The 11,901-nt window shown below is 66.8% G+C and carries 14 protein-coding genes and 1 pseudogene; 4 read left to right on the top strand and 11 right to left on the bottom strand.

Annotated features, from left to right (window positions below):
- Nucleotides 1–210: 210 nt before the first annotated feature.
- From AKI01S_RS33875 to AKI01S_RS33865, 4 genes and pseudogenes are all read right to left on the bottom strand, one after another.
- Entirely contained in the window at nt 211–1,002 is a 792-nt protein-coding gene (locus AKI01S_RS33875; protein ID WP_067827002.1) for a hypothetical protein, read from the bottom strand.
- Nucleotides 1,003–1,112: 110 nt separating this feature from the next.
- Nucleotides 1,113–1,259, bottom strand: coding sequence for a hypothetical protein (locus tag AKI01S_RS51110; protein WP_157420344.1), 147 nt, complete (start codon nt 1,257–1,259; stop codon nt 1,113–1,115).
- 274 nt (nt 1,260–1,533) lie between these two features.
- A pseudogene (locus AKI01S_RS49665) lies at nt 1,534–1,767 on the bottom strand (sigma factor-like helix-turn-helix DNA-binding protein); the annotation flags it as partial.
- A 188-nt stretch (nt 1,768–1,955) separates the two neighbouring features.
- Nucleotides 1,956–2,663, bottom strand: coding sequence for a hypothetical protein (locus AKI01S_RS33865; RefSeq protein ID WP_067826996.1), 708 nt, complete (start codon nt 2,661–2,663; stop codon nt 1,956–1,958).
- Nucleotides 2,664–2,886: 223 nt separating this feature from the next.
- On the opposite strand from AKI01S_RS33865, the gene AKI01S_RS33860 reads away from it, so the two are divergent.
- Together AKI01S_RS33860 and AKI01S_RS54405 are read left to right on the top strand one after the other, a co-directional pair.
- Entirely contained in the window at nt 2,887–3,111 is a 225-nt protein-coding gene (locus AKI01S_RS33860; RefSeq protein ID WP_067826994.1) for a hypothetical protein, read from the top strand.
- Between the two features lie 251 nt (nt 3,112–3,362).
- A complete protein-coding gene (locus tag AKI01S_RS54405; RefSeq protein WP_067826990.1) occupies nt 3,363–6,095 on the top strand; it encodes a Tn3 family transposase in 2,733 nt (910 codons plus the stop codon).
- Between the two features lie 142 nt (nt 6,096–6,237).
- Here AKI01S_RS54405 and AKI01S_RS33850 read toward each other — a convergent pair whose 3' ends face one another.
- Nucleotides 6,238–6,660: a hypothetical protein gene (locus AKI01S_RS33850; protein ID WP_245681891.1), complete on the bottom strand. Its 423-nt coding sequence runs from the start codon at nt 6,658–6,660 to the stop codon at nt 6,238–6,240.
- Nucleotides 6,650–7,240 carry a recombinase family protein gene (locus AKI01S_RS33845; protein WP_067826983.1) on the bottom strand — a complete coding sequence of 197 codons (591 nt, stop codon included), beginning with the start codon at nt 7,238–7,240 and terminating at the stop codon, nt 6,650–6,652. Before AKI01S_RS33845 ends, AKI01S_RS33850 begins: the two co-directional genes overlap by 11 nt.
- Before the next feature lie 119 nt (nt 7,241–7,359).
- On the opposite strand from AKI01S_RS33845, the gene AKI01S_RS49660 reads away from it, so the two are divergent.
- The gene (locus AKI01S_RS49660; RefSeq protein ID WP_084000518.1) at nt 7,360–8,718 is read left to right on the top strand and encodes a polymorphic toxin-type HINT domain-containing protein; all 1,359 of its coding nucleotides are present in this window, start codon (nt 7,360–7,362) and stop codon (nt 8,716–8,718) included.
- Nucleotides 8,679–9,125, top strand: a complete 447-nt coding sequence (locus tag AKI01S_RS54885; protein ID WP_157420343.1) for an Imm10 family immunity protein — start codon at nt 8,679–8,681, stop codon at nt 9,123–9,125. The genes AKI01S_RS49660 and AKI01S_RS54885 overlap by 40 nt, the downstream gene beginning before the upstream one ends.
- 107 nt (nt 9,126–9,232) lie before the next feature.
- Here AKI01S_RS54885 and AKI01S_RS33835 read toward each other — a convergent pair whose 3' ends face one another.
- The 5 genes from AKI01S_RS33835 to AKI01S_RS33815 are packed head-to-tail and all read right to left on the bottom strand — an operon-like array spanning nt 9,233 to nt 11,698.
- Nucleotides 9,233–10,129 carry an MvdC/MvdD family ATP grasp protein gene (locus AKI01S_RS33835; protein ID WP_067826976.1) on the bottom strand — a complete coding sequence of 299 codons (897 nt, stop codon included), beginning with the start codon at nt 10,127–10,129 and terminating at the stop codon, nt 9,233–9,235.
- Complete coding sequence (tgmA, locus tag AKI01S_RS33830; protein WP_084000517.1) at nt 10,129–10,425, bottom strand: putative ATP-grasp-modified RiPP; 297 nt, start codon at nt 10,423–10,425, stop codon at nt 10,129–10,131. The genes AKI01S_RS33835 and tgmA overlap by 1 nt, the downstream gene beginning before the upstream one ends.
- A gap of 12 nt (nt 10,426–10,437) precedes the next feature.
- Nucleotides 10,438–10,932 (bottom strand): hypothetical protein, encoded by a 495-nt coding sequence (locus AKI01S_RS33825; RefSeq protein WP_067826973.1) that lies wholly within the window; start codon nt 10,930–10,932, stop codon nt 10,438–10,440.
- Complete coding sequence (locus AKI01S_RS33820; RefSeq protein ID WP_067826970.1) at nt 10,929–11,423, bottom strand: hypothetical protein; 495 nt, start codon at nt 11,421–11,423, stop codon at nt 10,929–10,931. Before AKI01S_RS33820 ends, AKI01S_RS33825 begins: the two co-directional genes overlap by 4 nt.
- A complete protein-coding gene (locus tag AKI01S_RS33815) occupies nt 11,420–11,698 on the bottom strand; it encodes a hypothetical protein (protein ID WP_067826956.1) in 279 nt (92 codons plus the stop codon). Before AKI01S_RS33815 ends, AKI01S_RS33820 begins: the two co-directional genes overlap by 4 nt.
- Nucleotides 11,699–11,901 lie beyond the last annotated feature (203 nt).

The following is an 11,901-nucleotide window of genomic DNA, read 5'->3' as shown; positions in this document are numbered from 1 at the left end:
GGCCCCCGGCGGGGACGGCGACTTCCCGCCCCGCCTCCTGCTTGGCCGCAGGGTGCCTGCCCACCTGCAGGTCCGGTCGCCGTCCCCGCCGGGGGTTGCTTTGCTCCAAGCGGCAGCACCGCTTCGGGCACCAGCACCGCACGCCGACCGTCGCGGACCGGCTCGCCGACCCGGCCGTCGGGCACGGCGCCGGGGGTCCAGGCGTGCCGGTCACGACCGTGGGTGCTCCAGCGCCAACGCTTGGCGGGCCGCGCGGGTCAGCGCGGCGCGGTCGCGGGCGCGGGTCAGGGGATCGGCGGCGCGGGTCAGCAGCGCCGCGCCGGTGATGTCGCTGGCGGCCGCGGCCGTCTTGCCGGCGGCCCGGCCGCCGAGGACGAGCTCGTCGCACGCTAGGTGCCTCGTGCTGATTGGGGCGGTGGGTGAGCCAGACGGTGGAGCAGCGGCGGGCAGCTCCCGGATCCGCGCGGTGTACAGGCGGAGCGCGTAGTTGTCGGCCCAGCCGGCGAAGAAGTCCTTGGTCCAGGCGCGGCAGGCCGATTCGATCCCGGCGGGGCGTTCGTGGTCGGGCAGGCGACGCAGGTGGGCGCGGTAGTGGCGGCGGGCGCTTGTGGCGTCGTGTTCGATCTGCTCCAGCAAGGTCGGCAGCCGGTCCAGCAGATACTCCACCAGTGGGCGGCGACCGTGGAGCCGAACCTCGTCGGGCGGTGGGGCCGCGCGCCAGAACGACGGTGCCGGCGGTCGGGAGGCCTGCACGTCGTGCGCGCGGGCCAAGGTGATGGCGGCCTCTCGGCGGGCGGTGCCGTAGCCGCCGCGCATGGAGACGGTGAAGGTCTCGGTGAGGAACTCCCGCAGACCATCAAGGGTCGGGGTGTCGGGGAGGTCGGCGTACGGGGCGGCCTTGGCGGCGGCTGTGGCGCGTTCATGCTTGGTGCCGCGTTCGGTCAGGGCGCGCAGGGCTTCCAGGCGGCGGGGGCTGATGGGTGGGGGTGAGGTGGCGGTCATAGAGCGTCCTCTCAGCCGAAGCAGCGGTGGTGGACGTTCGCCCGCAGGCGCAGGGCTTCCACCGTCGGGTGGGGACCTTGCTGGTGAAGGGTCGACCGCGGCCGGTGTGGTCACCGGCCAGGCGCGATCGAGGCGGTGTAGTCCTCGGCTTGGGCGCAGTCGTGGGCGGCGACCAGGTTTCCGTGGAGTTCGGCCAGTGCGATCAACGCGACAGCGATGTCGGCGTCCAGGTCGATATCTGGACTGTGACGTGCCACGGTTCGTGTCATCTGATCTGCCGAGCTATTTGTCGTATGGCCTATCCACCGGCGCGGCACGATGGTTGCCGGGTGCGTGCTGCGGCAAGCGCTTCCAAGCGCTGAAGCGCTTCCAGGCTCTGACCGGCCGGGGCAAACCGGGATTGCTCGGCCCGCGAGCAGCGAGCTTCCGATGAATGGTGGTGCCAGCCGGTGGGACGTCGTGGTGTCGTGTCGCCGTCGGTCGTTCCGATACGGTCGTTGACTTGGCCGTTTGCTGGCTCAGCTGAATATCTCAGTCGCCTGCTTGGGGTTCGGACGGCTGCGTGGAGGGGCGCCGCAGTTTCGACATGGTCTTGGACTCGATCTGGCGGATGCGCTCACGGGTGACCCCATACACCTTGCTGACCTCGTCCAGGGTCTTGGGCTGGCCGTCGGTGAGGCCGAACCGCATCGCCACCACGCCCGCCTCGCGCTCGGACAAGGTTTCCAGCACCGAGTGGAGCTGCTCCTGAGACAGGGCGAACGACGTGGTGTCGGCCGCGACGAGGGCGTCCTGGTCGTTGGCCAGGCTCTGGATCAACGCGGCATCGACAGGTGACCCGCGCTGCCTCAGCAAGCTCGCTCCCTGACCTCCGAGCGAGGACCGTGCAAGCAGACGGTCAATTTCGGCGTTGGCCGCAGTGGCATCGGACTCGCCAGGGGACACAGGCCCGGTCATGGCCCCTCCTTCATCCGCCGAATCCGCTGACGATGGCGGCGCACAATCCCTTCGACCGCCCGGGGTGTGCTGTCGAGTAGTTCGGCGATCTCACTCTGTTGGTACCCCTCGGCAGTGAGAGTCAGGACCTGCGCGGTTGTTTCGTCCAGATCGGCCAGCTCCGCACGGACCACCTCGCGAATACCAATGATCGTTTGCGGGTCGCTGTCGAAGGCCGACCAGCCCACAGCATCCGTCGTCGAGGCGGGATCGGGGTGTAGTTCTTCGTGGGTGTCCTTCTGCTGGGTGAGCCATCTGCGATAGGCGTTGGCGAAGTGAGCGGGCAACCCACCGACGAAGTAGGTCGTCAACGTCGCACCGCGGCGGTGATCCCATCCACCACCCACCAGGGCACGTCGCCGAAAATCCACCACGGCGGGCACCAGGGTGTCGGCAGCCAACCCCGTGCGGTCCTCTTGGGTGAATCGATGAGGCGGAGACCGCAACGGCATGCCCTTGCGGCGGCACCTCATGAAGATCTCTCCAGAAACCATCCAGGCCATCAGCACCGCCCAGGCGTAACGAACCAACTGGTGCTCGAACCGGTCGTACTGGGGACCTGCGAAATCGTGCTTGGCCAGCAACGCCACAAGCTCGGCATCTGCAGCCAGACGAGCCGCGAGCTCATCGGCCGGGCTGGTGCCCTCCTCCTGGCCACTGGTCACCCTCGCATCCTTACCGCAAGTCACACCAAAAATCACCTACTGCCGCTTTCGGGACGATTACTCAACCCGGATTCATAGGTCACCGCCCGCCGCCCACCCCCCGCCTGCAGAGGACGTACTTTTCTGTCCTCCGCGGCCGGGGGATCGCCGCTCAGCCAGCACCTAGGCATAGGTGTATCCCCCCTTTCCGGCCACCGGCCGGGCCGTTGATGGAGGTTGCCCTGTGAACAAGCCTTCTCGCCTCTGGGCCGCGCTGAAGAACGTCCGGTTGGTCCTGATCGTCCTGGTGGCACTGCTGGTCGGAACCTTCGCTGCTGTGCTCGCGCTGGCTAGCGACAGCGAACTGGCTCAGGCGCTGCTGACCGGTGGCGGAGCCACTGGCACCACCGTGGGATTGCTGCACCAGATCACCACCCCCAGGACCTGCGATCGCCACAACGATGAATGACCAAGCACCGACCCGCGAGCAGCAACCGGCCGCACTGACCTGGGACAAAAGATTGCTCGGCAGATCAGACGACAGGTTGCTCTGCACGGTCACAGTCTGGACCGCCGCTGCGGCGGCGACCAGGTCGTCATCGGCGGGCAGCTCGGCCCACGAGGAGGATCGGACCGGATTTTGGCGGTAGCCCGACTGGGTTGGCGACGGTTCGGTGACGGCGGGTCTGGCGTGGTCGGTGGGGCTCTACGTTCCTGGGCATGCCAGTTGATTTCTTGTCGGATGAGCAGGTCGCGCGATATCGGCGGTTCCGTGCTGAGGTGACGGTCGGTGAGCTGGAGCAGTTCTTCCGCCTGGACGCGAAGGCGCGGGCGGTGGTGGAGGGCAAGCGGCGCCCGGCGACCAAGCTCGGGTGGGCGGTGCAGTGGGGCACGGTGCGGATGCTGGGGACGTTCCTGACGGACGCTCCGCTGAAGGTGCCGGCGGAAGTGGTCGGGTTCGCCGCCGAGCAGGTGGGGGTCGATCCTGCGTGCGCCCGGGACTATCTGGCCCGGCCGAAGACCGCTTATGAGCATTCCTGGGAGATCCGTGACCTGCTGGGGTTGTCGGAGTTCCCTGACCGGGAGCAGGACGTGCGGGCGTTCATCGCGGCGCGGGTGTGGTCGACGACCGAGGGTCCGCGTGCGCTGTTCGACCGGGCGGTGGTGTACATGCTGGAGGCCGGGATCTTGCTGCCTGCCGGGGTCACGACACTGACCCGGCTGGTCAGCGAGGTGCGTCGGGCCGAGAACGCTCGGCTGTACGGGCTGCTGGCCGAGCGGACGCCGGCCGAGACCGCGGTGGCGCTGCGGGGCCTGCTGGCGGTGCCGGAGGATCGTCGGGTGTCGGAGCTGGAGCGGCTGCGGACGTCGCCGGTGAAGGCGTCGGGCCGGGTGCTGGTGCGGGAGCTGGACCGGGTCTCAGAGATCGGTGGGATCGGGGCCGGGCAGGTCGATACCGAGCCGGTGCCGGCGGTGAAGCTGGCTTCGCTGGCCCGGTACGGGATGGCGTCCAAGGCCCCGACGCTGCGGGACCTGGAGGAGCGGCGGCAGACGGCGACGCTGCTGGCCACGGTTCGGCATCTTCAGACCGCGTCGATCGATGACGCCCTGGACGTGCTGGACCTGCTGATCACCTCGAACCTGCTGGCGCGGGCCGAGCGGGCGGGCAAGGCCGAGCAGCTGCGGACGCTGCCCAAGCTGCGCAGCGCCGCGCGGCACGTCGCCTCGGCGATGGAGATCTTGATGAGTGCGCCGCAGGCGACCGAGGACCGCCTGGTGTCGCTGGCGGAGGTGTGGAACGAGATCGAGCGGGTGGTGCCGCGCGAGAAGCTGACGGCGGCGGTGGAGGTGATCGCCTCGTTCGTGCCCGAGACCGATGATGACGCCGCGGCGGCGTGGCGGGCCGAGTTGGTCAAGCGGTACCGGACGGTGCAGCAGTTCATCGAGCTGCTGCTGGAGGTGATCGAGTTCCGTGCGGTGAAGGCCGGGCACCTGGCCGAACTCGCCAGCGCGTTGGAGGGCGCCTACACCCGGGTGCTGGACGGCCTCGGCGGCAACACCGCGGTGCAGTTCGTCGGCGGTCGCCTGCAGGTGGACAAGCTCGGGCCGCTGGCCGAGCCGCCGCTGATGACGGAGTTCCGGGCCCTGATCGATCAAATGCTGCCGCGGGTGGACTTCCCCGAACTGCTGCTGGAGGTGTTCGACCGGACCGGGCTGGCGGCCGACTTCACCCACATCTCCGGCGCGGACTCGCCGATGGAGGACTTCGCGGTCAGCCTGTGCGGGCTGCTGGTGGCCGAGGCGTGCAACGTCGGGCTGGTGCCGATCGAGAAGCCGAACGTGCCCGCGCTGACGCGCGCCCGCCTGCAGCAGGTCGACCAGGGATATGTGCGCGCCGAGACGATCTCGGCGGCCAACGCCCGCCTGATCGCAGAACAGGCCGGGATCGACCTGGTGAAGCGCTGGGGCGGCGGGCAGATCGCCTCGGCCGACGGGCTGCGGTTCATCGTGCCGGTCGCCAACCTGCACACCGGCCACAACCCGATCTACTTCGGCCGCCAGCGCGGCGCGACCTGGCTGAACGTCGTCAACGACCAGGTGATGGGCATCGGCGGCCTGGTCGTCCCCGGCACGCTGCGGGACTCGCTGTTCATTCTGGACGCCATCCACACCATCGACGGCGGCCCGCGCCCCGAGACGGTCGTGACCGACACCGCGTCCTACTCCGACATCGTGTTCGGGCTCTTCGCGATCTGCGGCTACCAGTTCTCCCCGCGCATCGCCGACCTGGGCGACACCCGGCTGTGGCGCACCAACACCCGCGCCACCTACGGGCCTTTGGATCACATGTCTCGCCACGCCGTCCGCCTCGACCGGATCCGCGCGCACTGGGCCGACATGCTGCGCGTGGCCGGCTCCCTCACCACCGGCCAGGTCCGCGCCTACGACCTGATCCGGATGTTGTCGCGCGACGGCCGCCCCACCGGCCTGGGTGACGCGTTCGCCCACTACGGCCGGATCTTCAAGACGCTGCACCTACTGCAGTTCATCTCCGACGACGGCTACCGCCGCATGATCGGCGCCCAACTCAACACCCAGGAAGCCCGGCACCGCCTCGCCCGCCGGATCGCCTTCGGCAACCGCGGCCAGCTCCGCCAGCGCTACCGCGAAGGGATGGAGGACCAGCTCGGCGCGCTCGGCCTGGCGCTCAACGCGGTGGTGTGGTGGAACAGTCTCTACCTGGACGCCGCCGTCAAGCAGATCCGCAAGGGCGGGTTCCCTGCCACCGACGACATGTGCTCCCGGCTCTCACCGATCGCCTTCGAGCACATCAACTTCCTGGGCCGCTACGCCTTCACCCGCGCCGAAGTCACCGCCGGCCTGCGCCCCTTCCACGACCCGACCCGAGAAGAGGACGCAGCCCCCGGCGCGATGCCGGCATCAAAGCCATGAAGTGGTGGCGACGCAGACCAGCACGACCCGCGGACACGGGGGTCGACCAGCGGCCGTTGGGTTGCCGGCAGCGATCGCTATTGCATCTGATGAGGTCTCAGATGGGTCGACAGATGGCCCGGCACGGTCCGGGTTCGGAAGGTCAGTCCGACTCGCGCAGTGCAAGGTATTCGTCGAGCAGGTCGAAGAGCGTGGTGATGACGAGTTGCTCTTGTTCTTCCGGTAGGTCCCAGTGATCCCAGCCGTCGGGAAGCGCGATGTGGCGGACGTGGCCTGACCAGCCGTGATTGCAGCTTTGGCCGCGTTTGGCGACGAGCCAGTCAGTCCAGCCCTCCAAGCCTGGGCCGCCGTGTCGCATGGCGTGCTGGTCATAGCCGGCGAGAAACGCCTCCAGCCGGTCCAGCCGCCCCCCGATCACGTACATCGGCAGTCGTCGTCGCACGTTCGCGAAGTACTCGCGTTCGCTCATCTCGGTCAGGCTCTTGAGCACTGGAGCATGATGGCGCATCGCCGGCGGAAGCGGCTTGTCTTCCGGGCGGTGTGGACGGTCGTCGTCACTGCTCACGGGGGGCTCCCTGGTCGGCGGATGCCGTGGCCTCGGCGAGGGTCTTGTGGACGACGCCGACAGAGACCTTCACCCCGGCGGCGATGGCGCGGATGGATTCCCCGCGCCGGCGGCGGTCGAGGATCGCGGCGCGTTTGTCGTCGTCGACGACGGGGCGCCGGCCGCCGACCTTGCCTTGCCTGCGGGCGGCCTCCAGGCCGTTCAGGGTCTTCTTCACGATGTCGCGGCGCCGGTCCTCGGCCAACGCGAGCGCGAGGTCGAGCAGGAAGGACCGTTCGGTGTGCTCGCCGGCCGCGATGCCCTCCAGCACCTTCACGCCAACGCCCTGCTGGAACAGATCGTTAAGGACGATCAGTCCTTCGAGGAGGTTGCGGCCGAGCCGGTCGACCTCCTGGACGGTGAGCAGGTCGCCCTCACGGATGTAGGACAGCGCGGTGAGCAGGTCGGGCCGATCGGCGGTGGCGAGCTTGCCGCTGGTCTTCTCCTCGATGACCTTCAGGCAGATCGGGTCGAGGGCGTCGTGCTGCCGCTGGGTCCTTTGCTTGTCAGTGCTGACCCGGACCAGGCCGATGAGCGCCATTGAGCCGCCACCTCCGTTCATCAAACGTCTCGTGCAGCGTATCTGAACGGCGGTAGAGGACGGCCCAAGATGAACGGGAAAACGAACGCTCGAATCGGACACGGCGCGCGGAGGCCCTGATGCGGCGGTGCGTCCTGGCGACGTTCGTCAAACGCTCGTTAAACGAACGCACGAACACCCTGCACCGAACACGACCCTTAGCCCGCTACCGCCAAAAGCCGTTCCGATCCTCCTCGCGGGCCATCAGCAAACACCGCGCGACCATCGCCGCCACCGCCGTCGGCATCGGCTGCGGCGCCGCGATCGGCTGGACCGGCGCCGGCGGCGTAGCCTGCGCCGCCGCCGCGGGAGCGGTGTATGGCATGGTCAACCACGCCCAGCACACCCCACGCGACCAATGGACAGCAGGAGGCTTCCTCAAAGCGGCCGCCAAGGGCGCCATCACCGAGGTCGCCAACCACGCCACCGGCGGCCTGGCCACCAAGATCGCAGGACCACTCCTCAAACGCGTCATCCCCAAGATCGCCTCCAAGATCGGCGGAGGAAGCGGTAAAACCGCCGGCGGCAAGAGATCCTCCGGAGACAAGGTCTCCCTGACCAAACCCTCCGCCAGCGCCACCTGCAAGAGGAGCTTTGTCCCCGGCACGCCAGTGCTGATGGCCAACGGCTCACACAAACCCATCGACAAACTCCAAGTCGGAGACAAGGTCACAGCGACCAACTCAGAAACCGGCAAAACTCAGGCCCGGACGGTAACGGCCACCTTCACCAGCACCGGGGCCAAGAACTTGGTGCAACTCACCATCGACACCGACGGCACCAGGGGCGCCAAAGCCAGCACCCTGACCGCCACCGATGACCACCCCTTCTGGGTTCCAGGGCTTGGCCGATGGGTCGAAGCCAGGGAACTCAAGCCCGGAATGTGGCTGCGCACCAGCGTTGGAACCCACGTTCAGATCACCGCGATCAAGACTTGGGCCCAGCACCAGCGAGTCCACAACCTCACTGTCGACACCGACCACACTTACTATGTCTATGCGGGCGGAACTGCGGTTCTCTCTCACAATGCTTGTGGTCATACAGCCGTTGTAACTGTCTATGATTCGGCAGGAAGGCAACGAGGGGGGTCGACGACATGGCAGTCCGGCAATCCTATTCCTGAAGAAAAGGCGCAGGGTCGCTGGAAGGGAAATAACCTGGTAACTCACACGGAGGCGAGAGCCACTCGAGATGCTGGTTCTCCGTACCCTTATTGGGATATGAATAAGAGTGATGATCCCCTGCTTGGGCAGCATCCGGCCATCCCGGGTGACACATATCTAGTCGAGGGAACTCTTCCTCCGTGTATTTCTTGTGCGATATCCATGGAGCAAGCTGCAGCCGATACCGGAACCAATTGGGTGTACACTTGGTTGGATCCAGATACTAACGTGCGGCAATGGTGGGCAAGGCCTGCAAATACAGGAGTATCTCGATGATTGAACTTAGCGTTCATGACGTAGAAATCATCAACCAGTATCCGCTTCTAGCGGTGGGATTTGGGGAATCCCTAGAAGATGGCATGGGGCGAGGATTTATGTTCCAATGCGATCTTAGAAACGACGATTACATTGAAGATAGCAACTGGCCCGAAGGGGAGTCCTATTGTACGGTGAGCGAGAATTCGCTTACTGTTTATGGGAACGTCAAGTCCGTCTCTCTTAGGGATGGGGTGCTTTATCTGAAGTTCGCCGAGCGTGCTGTGCGGGATCTTGGGCTTGAGGGGTCCGAATATTCTCTCCGACTTCACGTCGAAAGTGGAGTTGTGGAAGATGTGCGGACTGCGCTCCGGAGGATATTCACTTGTGGGCGTCCAGAATTCTTCCCGGAGAGTTTGGAGGTCTAGATAGCTAACTCCTTGGTCGAGCAGGATTTCGTCTGGCTGGGCAAGCGATAGATAGCCGAGCTTCAGTTGGAATAGCATGAGTGATCTGATAGCTATAGAGCAGGCGGTTAACTCAATGCACTCATGACGACATGCTTCGAAATTAGTACTCTGACGGGATTTTGGCGCAGTGAACAGTTTGCCGCGAATGCGGCGAAAGGATGTCCCGGCATGAAAATTTCAAGAGAGGTGGGGCAGGCCCCAAATTCGGGCGGCGGGTCGGTGGCGGTGTAGGTGAGCGCGTCGTAGTTCTGCCTCCAATCCAAGAGGTCGCCGGAGTCGATCCGCACGCAGAACACTCGGTTGCCGATCGCGGTCACCCGCAGGTGCCCGACGGCCGGAACCCGGCTTTGAAACAGGTGCGCGGTTGCCTCGACCGACTCGTCGAGCTCGGCGGGGTCAACCTCGGTGACCCAGATCGTTCGGGCCGCGCCGCCCTCGCGGTACGAGCTCCCGCGAAGCGGCTTGTAGATGATCGGACCTTGCTCGGCGGCGAACGTCCGGGCTTGGTCGAGGTCGTTGGTGATCAGGGTTGGCGGGATGGTGAACCCGACGTCGGCCGCGACGGCGAGTTGCGCGGGCTTGAACTCGGCGTCGGCGATGGCGTGGGGATGGTTGACGTACAGGCAGTCAGGTAGGGACGCCAGCACGCCACCGAGGCCGTAGCGGGCTTGCAGGGTGGCAAACCGCGCGTCCTGCTCGTCGAGGCCGGGAAAGGCGAAACCGCGCGGGCGCCGGTAGTACAGCGACCGCACCGCGCCGAGCTCGACCCAGCGTGAGGCGGTCGTCATGACTCCGTGCAGCCCGTCGCCGTCGATCCTTGCCGACAGGTTGAGCGCGTGCGGGAAGTCTGCGGTGTCGAACCGTAGGAGGGGCACACCGCGCCGGTTGAGCTCGGCGACGACGATGTCGGCGGTCACGTCGTCGGGTTGGGTGACGACGAGTACGGGGCGAGGTCTGGTCATCAGTCCTGGTCGGCGTCCTGGCTGTGGTCTTCGTCCTGGTCGCCGTCCGAAGAGGTCCGCGTTTTCGTTTCCGTGCCCGTGTTGGACTTCTTGTGCTTGGCCTCGATGAGCTCGCCGTCGCTGGTGGCGCCCGTCTGCGTCACGGGGTCGATCTGCGTCGCGATCACTCCGACGTCGATCGTGTGGGGGTAGGGCGCCATGCGGCGCAGGCCCCACGGCCGCGCGACGTGGGGCGCGACGTGGGGCGCGTTGGCGGGCGGCGGGGCAGCGGGCAGCCGGTCGGCGTTCTGGTACATCGGACAGCACTCCTAGGAGTCGGGGGCGAGTTGCTCTTGCGTCTTCGGCGATGGAGGCCTGGTGTGATCGTGGTCGTCGTTGGGGCAGGTGGGATGACCGTTGCGGCGCAGGGCGCTGGTGATCTCTCTGGCGTGGGTCTGTCCGATACCGGTGATGTCGCGGAGCCGATCGGCTTTGACGAGCTTGAGCACGTCGGCGACTGTCTGTGGCGCATCATCAGGCCATAGGCCACGCCCCGCCTTGAGCCGGTTGCAGGCATGCGCCGTCAGGCCCAAACACTCGATCGGGCAATCGAGCTTGGCCAGTCCCCGGTGGTGGCCCGGCTCGTCGTCGGCCCGGTCGTAGTCGACGAGCAGTTCCTCGGCCTTGCGCTGGCCGACCCGAACCGCGTCCTTGACCGTGACCTTGAAGAACCGGCCGGTCAACGCCTCCCGAATGGCTTCCTCGACCAGAGCGGCGCAGGTCTCGCCCGAGATCCAGATCTCGCGAGGGGGCGTAGGAGTCACCAGTCCTCACCCGTCGAGATGCCCAACAGCCGACGGCGCCGGTCGGTGAATCGCCGCCAACGTCCGGGCTCGGGGAACGGCGGCGGGTAGGCCGACTCGGTTCGGCGGGGCGACACGTCGACGTGACGGGGCAGCACGTCGACACAGCGAGGCGCCGGTTCCCGCCGTGCCGCGTTCACCCGCAGGGGCGCAGGCGGTCGTGGCGCGGGAAGCGGCCACGGCGGCGGCGCAGCAGAGCCAACGGCGCCCGTCTCCTCGACCAGGACACCGACGATCGTCTTCGGGCTCGCGTCGCTGATCTGCTGGTGAAGCTGGCCGGGGGTGTCCGCCTCGATCATGCGGTCATCGACCACCGCCCACCACTTGCCCGTGAACTCGCCGAACCAGGCGAGGACACCGGGGAAATGCCGCTTGATGTCGGCGACGACCTGCTCGGTGCCGATATCGGCGACCGCGAACACCGCCGGCCTGTTCATAGTCGCGGTCGTCACAGCCCCCACCTTTCGGCGGCCGGCCCGCCCTGCGCACGGCGACGTTCTTCGATGAGCCTTTCCCGCAACTCCTCGGGAGTCTGTTCGATGACCGTGGGATCGACTCCCACGTTCGGGTCACGGAGGGTGGCGACCCAGTCGCCGGGCTTGTCGTCGTAGCGCGTCGAACGCCAGATGCGATGACCGGTGAACTCGCGCCGCAGCGCGGCGAGTAAGTCATCGTCCGTCCTGTGCTGGCGAACACGGGCGGCGTTCTCGCCGCCGGGTATCGTCATGTCGACCTCCTAGCGAGGTGGAAGCCGCGCGGTCGGGGGAGGTCTCCCAATCTCAGCCCCGACCGCGCGGCGGCTCTCTAGTTGTCTCGCCTGGTGATGCGCTGTCCGCGCACGCCGAGGCAAAGCCGCTCTGTCACGTTCTCTGTGCTGAACGTGTGTCGACTTTAACGCCTATCGCGAGAAGTGCTCAAGAGGCCAAACCG

Source organism: Actinomadura kijaniata NBRC 14229 (assembly GCF_001552175.1).
In the GTDB taxonomy this organism is placed as follows: Bacteria; Actinomycetota; Actinomycetes; order Streptosporangiales; family Streptosporangiaceae; genus Spirillospora; species Spirillospora kijaniata.
This window is presented reverse-complemented; position numbering and strand designations above follow the sequence as displayed.